Below are 16,249 nucleotides of genomic sequence, written 5' to 3'. Positions count from 1 at the left end.
TCCATTCCGGGATCGAGCAGCATGTTCACTGGCAGGCCTCGCAGCTTTCGGGGTTCTCGAGGGAGCACGCGAGCGCTTCCTCGTCGGTGATGGTCAGGGTCGGGACGACCGGAGTGACGCTGGTCGCGACGTTCGTCGTCGCCTGCTGGATGCGCGTCGCGGGTCGCGAGCGCAGGTAGTACGTCGTCTTGAGGCCCTGCTGCCAGGCGTAGCGGTACATCGAGGAGAGCTTCCCGATGGTCGGCCCCGCCAGGAACAGGTTGAGCGACTGGCTCTGGTCGATGTACGGCGACCGGGCGGCGGCCAGGTCGATGAGTGCCTTCTGCGGCAGCTCCCAGGCCGTCCGGTAGAGCTCCCGCACCTCGGCCGGGATGGCCTCGATGCCCTGGATCGAACCCTCGGACCGCTTGATCGCCTCCCGGACCTCCGACGTCCACAGGCCGCGCTCCTTGAGTGCGCGGACGAGCGAGGTGTTGATCTGGAGGAACTCGCCGGAGAGGGTCTCGCGCTTGAACAGGTTGGACACCTGGGGCTCGATGCACTCGTAGCACCCCGCGATCGAGGCGATCGTGGCCGTGGGCGCGATCGCGAGCAGCAGCGAGTTGCGCAGCCCCGTGGCGGCGACCTTCGCCCGCAGCACCTCCCACCGCGCGGTCTGCGTGGGCGTCACGCCCCACAGGTCCGGCTGCAGCTGGCCCTTCGCCGCTCGGGTGCCGGCGTAGGCGGGGTGCGGGCCGTGCGCGACGGCCAGGTCGGCGGAGACCTCCAGCGCCGTCAGGTAGATCTCCTCCTGGATCCGGGTGGAGAGCTCCAGCGCGGCGGGGGAGTCGAACGGGAGTCCGAGGGCGAAGAAGACGTCCTGCAGCCCCATCAGGCCCAGGCCGATCGGACGCCAGTTCGGGTTGGACCGGGCCGACTCCTCACTCGGGTAGAAGTTGATGTCGATCACCCGGTCGAGGAACGGGACCGCCGTGCGAACGGTGTCGCGCAGCTTCTCCCAGTCGACCCCGTCGCCCAGGAGGTGCTGCCCGAGGTTGATCGAACCCAGGTTGCACACCGCGGTCTCGGAGTCGGAGGAGACCTCGATGATCTCGGTGCACAGGTTGGACAGGTGCACCACCGGGCTGCCCGGCTCGTCGCTGGTCTGGTTGCAGGTCCGGTTGGCCGCGTCCTTGAAGGTCATCCAGCCGTTGCCGGTCTGGGCCAGGGTCCGCATCATCTTCCCGTAGAGGTCACGGGCCTTCAGGGTGCGCACGACCGCGCCCTCGGCCTCCAGCGCGCGGTACCGGACGTCGAAGGCCGGCCCCCACAGGTCGACCAGCTCCGGGGCGACGTCGGGATCGATCAGCGACCAGTCCTCGTCGGCCTCGACCCGGCGCATGAACTCGTCGGGGATCCAGTTGGCCAGGTTGAGGTTGTGCGTTCGTCGCGCGTCCTCGCCGGTGTTCTCACGCAGCTCGAGGAACTCCTCGATGTCCGGGTGCCACGACTCCAGGTAGACGCACGCGGCGCCCTTGCGGCGACCACCCTGGTTGACCGCGGCGACCGAGGCGTCGAGCGTGTTGAGGAACGGCACGATCCCGTTGGAGGCCCCGTTGGTGCCCCGGATCAGGGCGCCGCGTCCGCGGACCCGCGAGAAGGAGATCCCGATCCCGCCGGCGAACTTGGATAGCTTCGCGATCTGGGCGTACCTGCTGTAGATCGAGTCCAGCTCGTCCTTGGGGGAGTCCACCAGGTAGCACGACGACATCTGGCTGTGCCGGGTCCCGGAGTTGAACAGCGTCGGGGACGACGGCAGGTAGGCCAGGGACGACATCAGCTCGTAGAACTCGATTGCCTCGGCCGGGTTCGTCGCCAGGCCACACGCGACCCGCAGCGTGAAGTACTGCGGGGTCTCGATCACCAGCCGCGCGGTGGGGTGGCGCAGCAGGTACCGGTCGTAGACGGTCCGCAGGCCGAAGTACTCGAACCTGCGGTCCTGGCCGGCGTCGATCGCGTCGTCGAGCTTGCGGGCGTTGTCCTTGACGAAGCGGGCGGTCTCCTCGCCGATCAGGCCCTCGGCATGACCCAGCGCGATCGACTGGCTGAAGGAGGCGACCGACTGGTTGCGGACCTCCTTGTCGATGTAGCCCGCCAGCAGGCGCGCCGCGAGCCTCGAGTACGCCGGCTCCTCACCGATCATCTCGGCGGCGGTCTGGATGCTCAGCCGGTCGAGCTCGTCGGTCGTCGCGCCGTCGTACAAGCCGCTGATCGTGCGGGTCGCGACGCGCATCGGGTCGACGTCGGGCAGGTCGAACGCGACCCGGTCGACGGCCCGGACGATCTTGGTGACGTCAACGGGCTCGGCATCACCGTTGCGTTTGCGGACATGCATCATGGGGGTCTCTCCCTCGAAAGTCAGGCACGAGGGAGACGACGGGACAGGGCCGGTGAGATGACGGTCCACTGCCTGGCGTCAGCCCACCCTCGAGGCCTCGGACCACCCCGTCCGACGGACGGGGTGCACTGTCAGGTATCGGACTCACCCGTCTCCACGAGGGGGACGGGTTCACCGTTGCGGGGCAGTCCCGGACTTTCACCGGGTTCCCTGGTTCAGCTGCAGGAGCACCATATATGGAAGGCCGACCCGGATCGGGGACCACATCTAGTGGGGGCGTGTCGCGCCGGATTCCGCTACAGTCGAGGCACGCGCCGTACGTGAGGAAGCCAGTGAGAATCTGGCACGGTCACGCCACTGTGAGATCCGCTGCCCCGGCAGAGGACGAAGTCAGATCTTCCGACGACGCGTTGTCCGCCCATACGGGAACGTTGTATTCCTGAAGGAGCATCACGTGTCTTCCACGTCTGCTATTTCTGCCCCCACCGCCGGTGCGATCGCGACTCCGCTCGTCGACGTCAACCTCAAGACGGTCGCCCTCCTCCTCGGCACGTCGATCCTGGCGCTGCTCGTCTACTACTTCATCGGCGTCGACGAGGGCATGACCTCCGTCTTCGGCAAGTCGATGATGGTGCACGAGTTCTTCCACGACGGCCGGCACTTCCTCGGCTTCCCCTGCCACTGATGGAACGCCAACTCATCGGCCGCGGCGCACTCGCCGGGGCCTTCTCAGGCATGCTCATGTTCGTCTTCGCCCGGATCTTCGCGGAGCCGGTGATCGTGAAGTCGATCGGTTACGAGGACGCGATCGGTGCCGCCCAGGCAGCGATCGACAAGGCGGCAGGGATCGCCGTCCCCGCGGAGGGACCGGACCTGGTCAGCCGCACCATCCAGATGAACGTGGGGCTGGGCCTCGGCCTGATCCTCTTCGGTGCGGCGATGGGTGCGCTGGTCGCGGTGGCCTTCGTGATCGCGGTCGGCCGGATCAACCTGCCGCCGTTCCAGCTCGCGCTCTGGGTGCCGCTCTTCTTCTTCATCGGGCTCTACCTGGTGCCGTTCGCGAAATACCCGGCGAACCCGCCGGCGGTGAGCAACGACGACACGATCCGGGAGCGGGGCGCTGCCTACCTGGTCACGGTCTTCCTGTCGTGCCTGTTCCTCTTCCTGGCGGTGTACGTCGGCCAGAAGGTGCACCGGCGCTGGTCGATGTACTGGACGGTGCTGGCGATGGCTGCGGCGTACCTCGTCGTGATGGGCGTCGTCTTCGCGGTCCTGCCGAGCTACGACGAGACGCCGGGCCCGATGTTCGACGCCGACGGGACGATGGTGCTCGGTGGCTTCCCGGCCGACCTCCTGGCCCAGTTCCGGGTCTATTCGCTGGCGGCGCAGGGCATCTTCTGGGGCGCGCTCGCCCTGGTCTTCGCGCCGCTCGCCACCGCGGTGCTGACGCCGACCCCGAAGGTCGACGCCCAGCCCGTCGCGGCGTGATCCGGCATCCCCTCGCCCTGCTGGCGGCGGCGGCCTTCGTGCTGCCGTCGCCGGCATCGGCGCACTCGGGTTCCAACGCGGTGGAGAACCTGCGGACCGAGGTCGCCTCGGTGCCGGACGGCCTCGAGGCCCAGGTCCGTTCCGACGGGTCGTTGATCACGGTCCGTGCCCGACCCGGGGTCGGGGCGGTCGTGCGCGGCTACGAGGGCGAGCCCTTCCTCCGTCTTGAAGGAGATTCTGCGTTCACCAACGCCGCCTCGTCCACGACCCGCGACCTGCACCCCGAAATGACCGAGGTGACCGGCGTGGCTGGGGTGGCCGGGGTGGCCGGGGCCGACTGGCAGGCCGTCGAGGACCCGGGGTGGTTCGCCTGGTCCGACCATCGCGTGCTGTGGGACGGCGAGCGCCTCCCGGCCGCCGTGATGGACGACCCGGGCGACGCCCACCGGGTGGCGACGTGGTCCATCCCCGTCACGGTCGACGGGCACGACACCGCGATCACGGGCCGGATCGTGTGGGACCCGCCCGCGGGCGGCCAGGGGTTCACCGTCGTGGTCCTCGTCGGGCTCCTGGGTCTGGCCCTCAGCCTGGCGGTGTGGGCGGCGTTCCCGCGCCGCGTGCGCTGATCCAGGCGACGGCGTCCGCTACCGCGTTGACGGTGATCACGCCGTCCCGCGGCACGGGCCGACGGACGACGACGATCGGGATGTCGAGCTTGTTCGCGGCTTCCATCTTGGGCCAGGTGAACGCGCCGCCGGAGTCCTTCGTGACCAGCACGTCGATGCCGTAGCTCGTCATCAGGTCGAGCTCGCCGTCGAGCGTGTAGGGCCCGCGGCTGCTGAGCAGCGTCCAGGTGGTCGGCAGCGTGACGTCGGGGACGTCGACCACCCGCGCCAGCGTCCGGTGCTGCGCCAACGGTCCGACGAACCGGGCCAGCTCCTGCCGCCCGACCGTGAGGAACGGCCGGACCCCGAGCCCGGACGCCAGGATCGCCGCGTCGTCGTGACCACTGGCGTAGTGCCATCGAGGATCCCATCCCCACCCCGGACGTTCGAGTCGGAGGAGCGCGACGCCGTCGACCGCGCACGCGTAGCTCGCGTTGGCGCTCATCCCTTGCGCGAACGGATGGGTGGCGTCGATGACGGTGTCGTACCCCTCCGCGGCGAGGGTGTGTCGCAGTCCCTCGACCCCGCCGAAGCCGCCGATCCGCACCGGACCGACCGGCAGCCGCGGGCGGGCGACGCGTCCGGCGAGCGAGCTGGTCACGTCGTAGCCAGCGTCGACCAGGCGGGCGGCGAGGTCGCGTGCTTCGCTGGTGCCGCCGAGCAGCAGGATCCGCATCAGCCCTGGCCCCGGGCGAGCGAGAGCAGCGCCGTGACGTCGAGGTGCTCCTCGACCAGGTCGCCGAGCAGGTCGAGACGGCGCTCACGAGCCGCGGGGAACGAGACGCCCGACGGTGCGAGGCCGAGGCTCGACTCCAGGAACGAGCGGCGGACGCCGTCGTCCTCCAGCGCTCCGTGCCACATCGTGCCGTAGACGTGGCCGTCCCGGACGCCGCCGAGGAACTCCTCCCCGGCGCCCAGGGTCATCCGGCCGTGGTGGATCTCGTACCCCGCGGCGGGCAGCCGGAGCTGCTTCTCAGGGGTGAAGTCGGTGCGGACGTCCAGCAGGCCGAGGCCCTCCACCTCGGCGCCCACAGCCCCCTCGACCCCGTCGGGGTCGGCGATCGTGCGCCCGAGCATCTGGAATCCACCGCAGATGCCGAGCACGGGGCGACCGGCACGGGCGTGGGCGGTGATCGCGGTGTCGAGGCCACGGGAGCGCAGCCAGGCCAGGTCGGAGATCGTCGCCCGGGTGCCGGGCAGCACGATCAGGTCGGCATCGGTGACGTCGCGCGGTGAGGCGGCGAAGACGACGTCCAGCTCCGGCTCGAGCCCGAGGGCGTCGACGTCGGTGAAGTTCGAGACCCGGGGGAGTCGGACGACGGCCACCCGCCGGGTCGCCGCCGTGCTGCTGGAGCGCCGACCCTCGAGGTCGAGCGCGTCCTCGGAGTCCAACCACAGGTTCGGGTCCCACGGCAGGACGCCGAAGACCCGACGGTCGGTGAGCTCCTCGAGCTGGCGCAGCCCCGGCTCCAACAGGCCGAGCGAGCCCCGGAACTTGTTGATCACCCAGCCCTCGATCAGCTCCTGGTCGGCGGGCTCGAGCAGCGCGAGCGTGCCGGCCATCGCGGCGAAGACGCCGCCGCGATCGATGTCGCCGACCACGATCGTCGGCAGGTCGGCGTGCCGGGCCAACCCCATGTTGACGTAGTCACCGGCGCGCAGGTTGATCTCGGCGGGGCTGCCGGCGCCCTCGGCCACCACGACCTCGAAGCGCGAAGCGAGGTCGTCGAACGCCGCGTGCGCGGCACGGGCGAGGTGGGTGCGCCCAGCCTCCCAGTTGGTCGAGTCGATCGCCCCGGACGGGTGTCCCATCAGCACGACGTGGCTGCGCTGGTCGCTGCCGGGCTTGAGCAGCACCGGGTTCATCGCCGGCTCGGGCGTCACCCGGGCGGCGAGGGCCTGGATCCACTGGGCGCGGCCGATCTCGGCCATCCGCCCGTCCGGGCCGGCGCACACCATCGAGTTGTTCGACATGTTCTGTGCCTTGTACGGCGCCACCGCGACGCCCCGCCGGGCGAACGCCCGGCACAGACCGGTGGTGACCACGCTTTTGCCGGCGTCCGAGGTGGTGCCGGCGACCAGCAGGCCGCTCACGCGGCAGCTCCCGGGGCGCGGAGGAGGTAGACGTCCATCACCCAACCGCTGGACTGCTTGGCCCGTCGCCGAGCCGTCTCGATCTCGGTGCGCACCTCGGCCACGACTCCCGCCACCAGCTCCTCGCTCGGGGCGCCGAGGTTGGCGCCCCACCAGATCGACCAGTCTTCCAGGCCGGTCAGGTCGAGGGTGCCGGTGAGCATCACGACGAGGTTGGTCTGTCCGGCGGCGATCGCGGCATCGCGTCCGCGGGCGGTGGTGACGTGCACGGGCGCGCCGATCGGGTGCAGCACGATCCGGTGCCGCGCCGCGAGCAGCTGCGGTGCGCTGATCCCCGGCACGACGGTGAACTCAGGATCGAGCGTGGCCACGATCCGGAGGGTCGAGTCGTACAGCGCCGGATCGCCCCAGACCAGGAAGCCCGCCCGGCCGCCGCGCTCGGTCAGCACCGCCCGGTACGCCTCGGTGCGTGCGTCGTGCCAGTCCCGCACCGCCGCCGGATAGTCGGCCGGGTCGTCCCGATCACGTTCCGGGTCGGCGACGACGACCAGCTCGACGCCGTACGCCCGGCAGACCGCGCGGCGCACCGCCAGCAGGGCGTCGTCGGGCCCCTTGGCTGCGGCGACCACGTAGTCGCAGGCCCGCAGGGCGTCGACCGCTTCGGCGGTCAGCTGGGTCGGACCCATCCCCATCCCGATCGCGCTGATTCGGGCCGGAGCGCTCACTCGCGGTCCTCGAGATCGCCCTCGACCTCGAGGTAGACCTGCTGGAGGGCGGCCATCACCTCGGGATCCGGTTCGGCCCAGAGCCCACGGGTGGACGCCTCGTGCAGCCGCTCGACGATGCCGCGCAAGGCCCACGGGTTCGACTGCCGCAGGAACGCCTGGTTCGTCTCGTCGAGCACGTACTCGGTGGCTAGCTTCTCGTACATCCAGTCGTGCACCACGCCGGCCGTCGCGTCGAAGCCGAACAGGTAGTCCACGGTCGCCGCGAGCTCGAAGGCCCCCTTGTAGCCGTGCCGCTGCATGGCGGAGATCCAGCGCGGGTTGACCACCCGGGCACGGAAGACCCGCGCGGTCTCCTCGGCCAGCGTCCGGGTGCGGATCGCATCGGGCGTGGTCGAGTCACCGACGTAGGCTCGCGGGTCGGAGCCGGTCAGCGCGCGGACGGTCGCGACCATGCCGCCGTGGTACTGGAAGTAGTCGTCGGAGTCGGCGATGTCGTGCTCGAGGGAGTCGACGTTCTTGGCCGCGACCTTGATCCGACGGTAGTTGGCCCGCATGTCGTCGGCGGCCGGGACACCGTCCAGGTCGCGGCCGTAGGCGAAGCCGCCCCACGCGGTGTAGACCTCGGCGAGGTCGGCGTCGTCGCGCCAGGTCCCGGACTCGATCACCTGCAGGATCCCGGCGCCGTAGGAGCCGGGCTTGGAGCCGAAGATCCGCGTCGTTGCCCGGCGCTCGTCGCCGTGGCTGGCCCGATCGGCCTCGGCGTGGGCACGGACGAAGTTGCAGTCGTCCGGCTCGTCGAGCCCGGCGACCAGCCGGACGGCGTCGTCGAGCATCGCCACCACGTGCGGGAACGCGTCGCGGAAGAACCCGGAGATGCGGACGGTGACGTCGATCCGGGGCCGGCCGAGCTCCTCGAGCGGTACGACGACGAGCTCGCGCACCCGTCGGGACTGCTCGTCCCACTCCGGACGCACGCCCAGCAGGGCCAGCACCTCGGCGATGTCGTCGCCGCTCGTGCGCATCGCGCTCGTTCCCCACACGGAGAGCCCGACCGACGTCGGGTAGTCGCCGGTCTCGGACAGGTAGCGCTCGATCAGGGAGTCGGCCATCGCCTGGCCGGTCTGCCAGGCGAGCCGGCTCGGCACCGCGCGCGGGTCGACGGTGTAGAAGTTGCGGCCGGTGGGCAGCACGTTGACCAGTCCACGCAGCGGCGAGCCGCTCGGGCCGGCCGGGACGTAGCCGCCGGCGAGGGCGTGGACGATGGCGTCGAGCTCGTCGGTGGTCCGGCCCAGGCGTGGCACCACCTCGGTGGCGGCGAAGGTCAGCACCTGCCGCACCGCCGGGTCCTCGTGCAGACGCGCCACCGCCGCCGGGTCCCACTCGGCCTTCTCCATCGCCTCGACCAGCTCCCGCGCCTGCGCCTCGACGGCGTCCACGTCGACCGTCCCGGTGGTCTCGAGACCGAGCGCCGTCCGCAGGCCCGGGACCGCATGCCCGACACCGCCCCAGACCTGCCCGGCGCGGAGGATGGCGAGCACCAGGTTGACCCGGGCCTCGCCCGTCGGGGCCGCGCCGAGCACGTGCAGCCCGTCGCGGATCTGGGCGTCCTTGATCTCGCACAACCAGCCGTCGACGTGGAGCAGGAAGTCGTCGAACTCCTCGTCGTCGGGCCGTTCCTCGAGGCCGAGGTCGCGGTGCAGCTCGGCGGCGTGCATCAGCTGCCAGATCTCCCCGCGGATCGCCGGCAGCTTGGCCGGGTCCATCGTCGAGATCTTGTCGTACTCCTCGAGCAACGCCTCCAACCGGGCGATGTCGCCGTAGGACTCGGCGCGCGCCATCGGCGGGACGAGGTGGTCGACGATCGTGGCGTGCGCGCGGCGCTTCGCCTGGGCGCCCTCGCCCGGATCGTTGACCAGGAACGGGTAGACCAGCGGCAGGCTGCCGAGGGCTGCGTCGGGGCCGCAGGAGGCGGACAGGGCGGCGTTCTTGCCGGGCAGCCACTCCAACGAGCCGTGCTTGCCCAGGTGAACGACGGCGTCGGCCCTGAACCCGTGCTCCAGCCAGCGGTAGGCGGCCAGGTAGTGGTGCGTGATCGGCAGGTCGGGATCGTGGTAGATCGCGACCGGGTTCTCGCCGAAGCCGCGCGGCGGCTGGATCATCAGCACCACGTTGCCCGCGCGCAGGGTGGCGATCACGATCTCGTTGGCGTCGTTGACGAACAGCTGCCCGGGGGCGGGCCCCCACGCCTCGGTCATCGCCGCACGCAGGTCGCCCGGCAGGTCGGCCGTCCAGGTGGCGTAGTCGGCAGGGGAGATCCGGACGTGCGCGTCGGTCAGCTGGGCCTGGGTGAGCCACTCCTCGTCCTGGCCGCCGGCAGCGATCAGGGCGTGGATCAGCGCGTCTCCGGCGGCGGTCTCGTCGGCCAGGTCCAGCAGCCGGGCGACCTCACCGGCTCCGACGTCGTACCCGTCCTCGCGCAGACGGCGCAGCAGCCGGATCGCCGAGACGGGCGTGTCCAGGCCGACCGCGTTCCCGATCCGGGCGTGCTTGGTCGGGTACGCCGACAGCACCAGGGCGATCCGCTTCTCCGCGTTGGGCGTGTGCCGGAGCACCGCGTGGTTGACGGCGATCCGGGCGACCCGGGCCGCGCGTTCCGGATCGGCGACGTAGGCGGGAAGGCCCTCGTCGTCGATCTCCTTGAACGAGAACGGAGCGGTCGTGATCCGACCGTCGAACTCGGGGATCGCGATCTGGGTGGCGTAGTCGAGCGGGCTGACGCCGTCGTCGGACGCCTCCCACTCGGCGCGGCTCGACGTCAGGCACAGGCCCTGCAGGACCGGGATGTCGAGGGCTGCCATCCGGGCGACGTCCCAGGACTCGTCGTCCTCGCCCGCGCTCGCCCCGGCCGGGACCGATCCGCCGGAGGCCAGCACGGTCACGACCAGCGCGTCCAGGGTCGCCAGGGCGTCGTACAACGCGTCCGGTGCCGAGCGGAGGGAGCCGGCGAAGATCGGCACCCCGACCGCGCGCCCGGTCGTATCGATCGCATCGGCCAGGGCGTGGGCGAACGCGTTGTTCCCGCTGGCCTCGTGCGCCCGGTAGTAGAGCACCCCGATCCGCGGCAAGCCGGGGACAGGCTCCCGGGAGAAGCCCCACTCGGGGACGGCGGAGGGAGGTTCGAATCCTTCACCTGTCAGCAGGACGGTGTCCGACAGGAAGGCGTGCAGCTGGGCCAGGTTCGCCGGGCCGCCCTCGGCGAGATAGCGGTGCGCCTCGGCGGCGACCCCGATGGGCGCGGTGGAGAGCTCCATCAGCTCGGCGCTCGGCTGCTGCTCCCCGCCCAGGACGACGACGGGGGCGGCCAGGTCACGGACCCCCGGCCAGAGGTCGTGCGGCGATCCGAGCAACCGAACCACGACGAGGTCGGCATCGCCGACGGCGGCTGTCAGCTCCGCCTCCGTGGACCGGGCCGGGTTGAGCCAGCGGTAGGCGGCGCCACTGGCGCGTGCGGAGAGCAGATCGGTGTCGGACGTGGACAGCAGCGCGATGCGCACGGTTCCTCCTGCGGGGTTCTCGCCCCGGGTATCGGTCGGATCGGCCCGTGCGCAGTGTCTGGCTGCGTCCCGACGAGACGGGGAGTCTCGGCGTGACATCACAGTGGCGGAACCGCCCCGGAATCGAACCGGGTTCCTGCCGCACGGGTGTGAGGGGAGCCTAGCGTGCGGTCGGGGTTGTAACTTGGGCGCCGTGCGCGTTGCTCTCGCTCTCGGTGCCGGTGGCGCCCGCGGCTATGCCCATATCGGTGTGATCAACGAGATCCGCAGTCGAGGACACGAGATCGTCGCGATCTCCGGCTCGTCGATGGGGGCCATGGTCGGCGGGATGACTGCTGCCGGTCACCTCGACGAGTTCAGCTCCTGGGTCTCGGGGCTGAGCAGGCGTGACGTGCTCCGACTCGTCGACCCGCACCTGTCCGTTCCAGGTGTGATCACCGCCGAGCGGCTCTTCGCCGAGATCCACGCCATCGCCGGGGACTGTCGGATCGAGGACTTCGACATCTCGTTCACCGCCGTCGCGACCGACCTGCGGGCGCGGCGTGAGGTCTGGTTCCAGCGTGGTGAGCTCGTCTCCGCGCTGCGCGCCTCGGTCGCGATGCCCGGCGTCTTCACCCCGGTCGTGCTCAACGGACGCCTGCTCGGCGACGGCGGCGTGCTCAACCCGGTGCCGATCGAGCCCACCGCTGCGGCCGGCGCCGAGATCACGATCGCGGTCTCCCTGCACGGCAACCGGTTCGCGCACTCCGCGGCCCTGCCGACTCAGGAGGAGGCGGAGCCGTCGTGGCGCGAGACCATGGTGGACAAGGTCCGTGAACGCCTGGGCCGGCCCCCGTCCGAGGCCGCGGAACCGGACCCGGACGCCGCGCTGTTGAACGGGATCAAGATCGCGGACGTGATGGGCCTGTCCAACGACGCCACCCAGGCGCTGGTGATCCGCTACCGGATGGCCGGCAACCCGCCGGACCTGCTGATCTCGGTGCCCGGCAACGCCGCCGGCACGCTTGACCTGCATCGCGGCAAGGAGATGATCGAGCTCGGTCACACGCTGGCCGTGCAGGCGCTTGACGCGGCGGATCTCTGAGCCCCGTGGACGTGTGGAACGCGGTCTTCTGGGGAGCGTTCTCCTCGGCCGCGCTCTTCGTGGGACAGGCGTTGGCCGGTCCGATGGGCAGGTCCAACCGGGCGGTCGGTCTGATGATGGGTTTCGGTGCGGGCACGATGCTCAGTGCCGTCGCCTACGAGCTCATCCCGGAGTCGACCCTGGAGCACGGGCTCGCGGTCGGAGCCTCCTGCCTGGTCGGCGCGTTCGCCTACTACGTCGGGGATCGGATCGTCGACGGCAACGGCGGTGAGGACCGCCAGCGGATCACGTCGAGCGAGGGCGGCTCCGGTGCGGCGATGTTCATCGGCGCCCTGCTGGACGGGATTCCCGAGGCGCTGATCCTCGGGATCGGGCTGGCGGCCGGGGGCCCGATCAGCGTCGCCTTCGTCGCGGCGATCTTCGTCTCCAACGTCCCGCAGGGTCTGGCCGGGACGACCAGCCTCCAGGACGCCGGGTACACCGGCCGACGGATCGCCGGCATGTGGGGTGCCCTGACCATCGCCTGCGCCGTCACTGCCGCCGCCGGCTACCTGGTGGCGGACGCGTTGCCGATGACCGGCCTCTACGCCCAGGGCTTCGCCGGCGGCGCCGTGCTGGTCATGCTCGCGGACTCGATGATGCCCGAGGCGTTCGAGCACGGCGGCCGCTCGGTCGGGCTCCTGACCGTGGTCGGGTTCCTCGTCGCCGGCGCGCTCTCAGTGCTCCAGTAGTCGCCGTTCCGGGTTCGGCACGGCGGCGAGCAGGAGTCGGGTGTACGGGTGCTCGGGCTGGTGCAGCAGACGCTCCGTCGGGCCGCTCTCGACGACGTCACCGGACTTCATCACCAGGACGTCGTCGCAGACGTACCGGACCACGGCGAGGTCGTGGCTGATGAAGAGCAGCCCGACCCCGGTCCGGCTGCGGATGTCGCTGAGCAGGTTGAGCACCTGCGCCTGGACCGAGACGTCGAGGGCCGAGACGGCCTCGTCGAGCACCAGCACGGCCGGATCGACGGCGAGGGCGCGTGCGATGGCGACTCGCTGCCGTTGCCCGCCCGAGAGGCTGCGCGGCAGCGCGGCGGCCTCCCGCTCGCCCAGGCCGACCTGCTCGAGGAGGGCCAGGAGGCGGGTGCGCCGCTCACTCCTGGACAGGGTGGTGTGCAACCGCAGCACCTGGTCGATCGCGGTGCCGACCGGCACCCGCGGGTCGAGGGAGAGGTAGGGGTCCTGGAAGACGATCTGGACCGCCTTGGCCCGTTCGAGCCGCGCCGCCCGGCCGCGCTGTCGGGCAGCGACGTCACGCCCGCGGATGAGAACGCGGCCCGCGTCGGGCTGCTCGAGCCCGACCACGATCCGGGCGGTCGTGGTCTTGCCGGAGCCGGACTCGCCGACGATGCCGAGCGAGCCACCGGCCTCGAGCCGGAAGGACGCGTCGCGGACGGCGACGACGTCGATCCCGCGGGTGCGGTACGTCTTGTGCAGGCCTTCGACCTCCAGCAGCGGCGTGGTCACGAGGCATCCTTCTGGGTCAGCAGGCAGCGGTTCGCCCGGTCGCCGTGGGCGACGAGGTCCGGTGCGGTGGCGGTGCAGGGGGTCTCGACCCGGTCGCACCGGGAGGCGAACGCGCACCCGGTCGGTTCGGTGAGCAGGCTCAGGGGAGTGCCTCGGATCGGCTCGAGCCGCTGGTGGGACTGCTCGAGTCGTGGGGTGGACCCGATCAGTCCGGCGGTGTACGGGTGCTGCGGAGTGTGGAACAGGTCGAGCGCCGGAGCCTGCTCGACCACCTGCCCGGCGTACATCACGTAGACCCGGTCGCAGACCGAGGCGGCGAGGTCCAGGTCGTGGGTGATGAACAGCATCCCCATCTGCTGCTCCCGCTGCAGCCGCTGCAGGATCCCGACGATCTCGGCCTGGGTGGTGACGTCGAGCGCGGTGGTGGGTTCGTCGCACAGCAGCAGGCGGGGCGAGCTCATCAGGGCGCCGGCGATCATCACCCGCTGCAGCATCCCGCCCGACAGCTCGTGCGGGAACTGCTCGAGGTGCCGCTCCGGGGCGGGCAGGCCGACGGCGGTGAGCAGGTCGAGGGCCCGTGTCCGGGCTTCGGCCACGTCGCCCTTGCTGGCGTAGCGGGTCGACTCGAGCAGGTGCTCGCCGATCCGGCGCAGCGGGTTGATCCCGGCTCGGGGGTCCTGGAAGACCATCGAGACGTCCTCGGTGCGCAGCCGGCGCAGCTGGGCGGGTGAGGCGGAGAGCACGTCGAGGCCGTCGACGGTGACACGGCCCTCGACCTGCGCGGCCCGGGGGAGCAGCCCCAGCGCGGCGCGTGCGGTGACCGACTTGCCCGAACCGGACTCGCCGACCAGCCCGACGACCTCGCCGGCCCGGACCTGGAGGTCGACCCCCGCCAGCACCGGGCGCTTGGCCACCGCGGGAAGGCGGAGCGACAGGTCGGAGATCTTCAGCAACGGCTCGCTCATGAGTCCCTCCTGGCGATTCGGTCGCCGAGCTCTTCGCCCAGCACGTTGAAGGCGACGACGGTGAGGATCACCGCGGTCGAGGCGACGACGGCGGTGAGCGGTTCGCCCAGCAGGACGGCGCCGCGGCTGTCGTTGATCATCGCGCCCCAGTCCGCGGTCGGCGGTTGGATGCCGAGACCGAGGAACGACATCGCCGCGAGGTCGAGCAGCGCGTAGCCGAACATCACGGTCGCCTGGGCCAGGATCAGCGGTGCGATGTTGGGCAGCACCCGACGTACGGCGATGTCGGGTCCGCTGAACCCCTGGACGGCGTAGGCCGCGACGAAGGGACGGGTCCGGGCGGTCAGCACCATCCCACGCACCTGGCGGGCGATGAACGGCGTGTAGGCGAGCGCCATCGCGACGATCGGCGCGACCAGCCCCTTCCCGAACAGGGCGACCGCCAGGATCGCCAGCAGCAGCGCGGGGAAGGCGAACCCGATGTCGAGGATCCGGCTGATCACCGCGTCGACGCGACCACCGCGCCACCCGGCGACGAGGCCGACCAGGGCGCCGAGCAGCGTGGCGGTCACGACGACGGTGAGCGGTCCGACCAGGCTGGTCCGGGAGCCGTAGACGAGGCGCGAGAACGTGTCCCGGCCGACCTGGTCCGTGCCGAGCCAGTGCTCGGCGCTCGGCCCGCTGAGGACGTTGCGCAGGTCGGTCGCCTCGGGGTCGTGGGTGGCGATCAGGGGCGCGAAGAGGGCTGCGACGACGAGGGCGATCAGGACGGTCGCCGAGGCGATCACGAGCCAGTTCCCGCCCCAGGCGCGCAGCCGGGCCGAGCGCGTGGGGCCGACCAGGGTCGGCGCGATCGCGGTCATCGGGCTGCCGCCCCGGCCAGGGTGCGCGGATCGATCAGCGGCTGCACGAGGTCGACGACGAGGTTCACCAGCACGAAGGCTCCTACGACGATGAGGACGATCGCCTGGACGACCGGGAAGTCGGACTTGTTGACCGACTGGATGAGCAGCGAGCCGAGCCCGCTGAGTCCGAAGGCCGACTCGACCACCGCGCTGCCGACCAGCAGGCCGGCCACCAGGAGGCCGGAGATCGTCGTGATCGGGCCGAGAGCGTTGCGCAGCACGTGCCGTCGGACGACGGTGCCGCGGGGGACCCCGCGGCTCATCGCGACCTCGACGTGCTCGCGTCCGAGCTCCTCGAGCATCGCCGACCGGGTCACGCGCCCGACCAGCGCGATGAAGGTCAGCGACAGCGAGATCGCCGGCAGCACGAGGTGGTGGATCCGGTCGAGCAGACCCTCACCGGCGCCGAACGTGGGGAACCAGCCCAACCGGACCGCGAAGAGCGAGATCAGCAGGATCGACGCCACGAACGACGGGACGGCGGCCAGCACCGTGGTCCCGACCAGCGTCACCCGGTCGGCCCAGCGGCCCGCGTTGAGCGAGGCGGTGATCCCGGCCGCCAGACCGACGAGCAGGATCACCACCAGCGACATCACCATCAGCAGCAAGGTGGTGCCGAGCCGGGCTCCGATCAGGGTGGAGACCTGCTCGCGGAACTGGAAGGAGATCCCCAGGTCCCCGCGCAGGACGGCACCGAGCCAGTCGAGGTACTGCGTCAGGAACGACTGGTCGAGCCCGTACTGCTGCTCGAGCGCCGCCATCGCCTCCGGTGACAAGGTGCGACCCTGCGTGAGCAGGTCGACCGGGTCGCCGGGGGCGAGGTACATCGAGGCGAAGACCAGGAACGACGCGACGAGCAGTGTGATCACGACCCCGAG

The 16,249-nt window shown here is 71.1% G+C and carries 14 protein-coding genes and 2 riboswitches; of the genes, 5 read left to right on the top strand and 9 right to left on the bottom strand.

The window, feature by feature from the left end:
- Positions 1 to 25 precede the first annotated feature (25 nt).
- Complete coding sequence (locus tag ACZ5J1_RS08265) at positions 26 to 2,377, bottom strand: ribonucleoside-diphosphate reductase subunit alpha (protein WP_464564244.1); 2,352 nt, start codon at positions 2,375 to 2,377, stop codon at positions 26 to 28.
- Positions 2,378 to 2,510: 133 nt separating this feature from the next.
- A riboswitch (cobalamin riboswitch) is annotated at positions 2,511 to 2,589 on the bottom strand.
- 85 nt (positions 2,590 to 2,674) lie between these two features.
- Positions 2,675 to 2,829: riboswitch (adenosylcobalamin (AdoCbl) riboswitch) on the top strand.
- Between the two features lie 2 nt (positions 2,830 to 2,831).
- On the opposite strand from ACZ5J1_RS08265, the gene ACZ5J1_RS08260 reads away from it, so the two are divergent.
- Genes ACZ5J1_RS08260 through ACZ5J1_RS08250 form a run of 3 tightly spaced genes read left to right on the top strand, consistent with a single transcriptional unit; the run spans position 2,832 to position 4,491 of the window.
- Positions 2,832 to 3,062 carry a CbtB domain-containing protein gene (locus ACZ5J1_RS08260; RefSeq protein WP_464564242.1) on the top strand — a complete coding sequence of 77 codons (231 nt, stop codon included), beginning with the start codon at positions 2,832 to 2,834 and terminating at the stop codon, positions 3,060 to 3,062.
- Positions 3,062 to 3,865, top strand: a complete 804-nt coding sequence (locus ACZ5J1_RS08255) for a CbtA family protein (protein ID WP_464564241.1) — start codon at positions 3,062 to 3,064, stop codon at positions 3,863 to 3,865. Before ACZ5J1_RS08260 ends, ACZ5J1_RS08255 begins: the two co-directional genes overlap by 1 nt.
- Positions 3,862 to 4,491, top strand: a complete 630-nt coding sequence (locus tag ACZ5J1_RS08250) for a hypothetical protein (protein WP_464564240.1) — start codon at positions 3,862 to 3,864, stop codon at positions 4,489 to 4,491. The genes ACZ5J1_RS08255 and ACZ5J1_RS08250 overlap by 4 nt, the downstream gene beginning before the upstream one ends.
- Here ACZ5J1_RS08250 and ACZ5J1_RS08245 read toward each other — a convergent pair.
- The 4 genes from ACZ5J1_RS08245 to cobN are packed head-to-tail and all read right to left on the bottom strand — an operon-like array spanning position 4,448 to position 10,906.
- The gene (locus ACZ5J1_RS08245; protein ID WP_464564238.1) at positions 4,448 to 5,206 is read right to left on the bottom strand and encodes a cobalt-precorrin-6A reductase; all 759 of its coding nucleotides are present in this window, start codon (positions 5,204 to 5,206) and stop codon (positions 4,448 to 4,450) included. The two genes, ACZ5J1_RS08250 and ACZ5J1_RS08245, sit on opposite strands and share 44 nt — an antisense overlap.
- Positions 5,206 to 6,624 carry a cobyric acid synthase gene (locus ACZ5J1_RS08240; RefSeq protein ID WP_464564237.1) on the bottom strand — a complete coding sequence of 473 codons (1,419 nt, stop codon included), beginning with the start codon at positions 6,622 to 6,624 and terminating at the stop codon, positions 5,206 to 5,208. The genes ACZ5J1_RS08245 and ACZ5J1_RS08240 overlap by 1 nt, the downstream gene beginning before the upstream one ends.
- Positions 6,621 to 7,349: a precorrin-6A synthase (deacetylating) gene (cobF, locus tag ACZ5J1_RS08235; RefSeq protein WP_464564235.1), complete on the bottom strand. Its 729-nt coding sequence runs from the start codon at positions 7,347 to 7,349 to the stop codon at positions 6,621 to 6,623. Before cobF ends, ACZ5J1_RS08240 begins: the two co-directional genes overlap by 4 nt.
- Entirely contained in the window at positions 7,346 to 10,906 is a 3,561-nt protein-coding gene (cobN, locus tag ACZ5J1_RS08230) for a cobaltochelatase subunit CobN (protein ID WP_464564233.1), read from the bottom strand. The genes cobF and cobN overlap by 4 nt, the downstream gene beginning before the upstream one ends.
- 193 nt (positions 10,907 to 11,099) lie before the next feature.
- Between cobN and ACZ5J1_RS08225 the strand changes: the two genes are divergently transcribed.
- Both ACZ5J1_RS08225 and ACZ5J1_RS08220 read left to right on the top strand, forming a co-directional pair.
- A complete protein-coding gene (locus tag ACZ5J1_RS08225) occupies positions 11,100 to 11,990 on the top strand; it encodes a patatin-like phospholipase family protein (protein WP_464564231.1) in 891 nt (296 codons plus the stop codon).
- 5 nt (positions 11,991 to 11,995) lie between these two features.
- Positions 11,996 to 12,721, top strand: coding sequence for a ZIP family metal transporter (locus tag ACZ5J1_RS08220; protein ID WP_464564229.1), 726 nt, complete (start codon positions 11,996 to 11,998; stop codon positions 12,719 to 12,721).
- Here ACZ5J1_RS08220 and ACZ5J1_RS08215 read toward each other — a convergent pair.
- Genes ACZ5J1_RS08215 through ACZ5J1_RS08200 form a run of 4 tightly spaced genes read right to left on the bottom strand, consistent with a single transcriptional unit; the run spans position 12,707 to position 16,240 of the window.
- Positions 12,707 to 13,501, bottom strand: a complete 795-nt coding sequence (locus ACZ5J1_RS08215; RefSeq protein ID WP_464564227.1) for an ABC transporter ATP-binding protein — start codon at positions 13,499 to 13,501, stop codon at positions 12,707 to 12,709. The two genes, ACZ5J1_RS08220 and ACZ5J1_RS08215, sit on opposite strands and share 15 nt — an antisense overlap.
- The gene (locus tag ACZ5J1_RS08210; protein WP_464564225.1) at positions 13,498 to 14,466 is read right to left on the bottom strand and encodes an ABC transporter ATP-binding protein; all 969 of its coding nucleotides are present in this window, start codon (positions 14,464 to 14,466) and stop codon (positions 13,498 to 13,500) included. Before ACZ5J1_RS08210 ends, ACZ5J1_RS08215 begins: the two co-directional genes overlap by 4 nt.
- Positions 14,463 to 15,329: an ABC transporter permease gene (locus ACZ5J1_RS08205; RefSeq protein WP_464564223.1), complete on the bottom strand. Its 867-nt coding sequence runs from the start codon at positions 15,327 to 15,329 to the stop codon at positions 14,463 to 14,465. Before ACZ5J1_RS08205 ends, ACZ5J1_RS08210 begins: the two co-directional genes overlap by 4 nt.
- A complete protein-coding gene (locus ACZ5J1_RS08200; RefSeq protein WP_464564221.1) occupies positions 15,326 to 16,240 on the bottom strand; it encodes an ABC transporter permease in 915 nt (304 codons plus the stop codon). Before ACZ5J1_RS08200 ends, ACZ5J1_RS08205 begins: the two co-directional genes overlap by 4 nt.
- Between the last annotated feature and the right edge of the window lie 9 nt (positions 16,241 to 16,249).

Source organism: Nocardioides sp. JCM 18999 (assembly GCF_055391175.1).
This window is presented reverse-complemented; position numbering and strand designations above follow the sequence as displayed.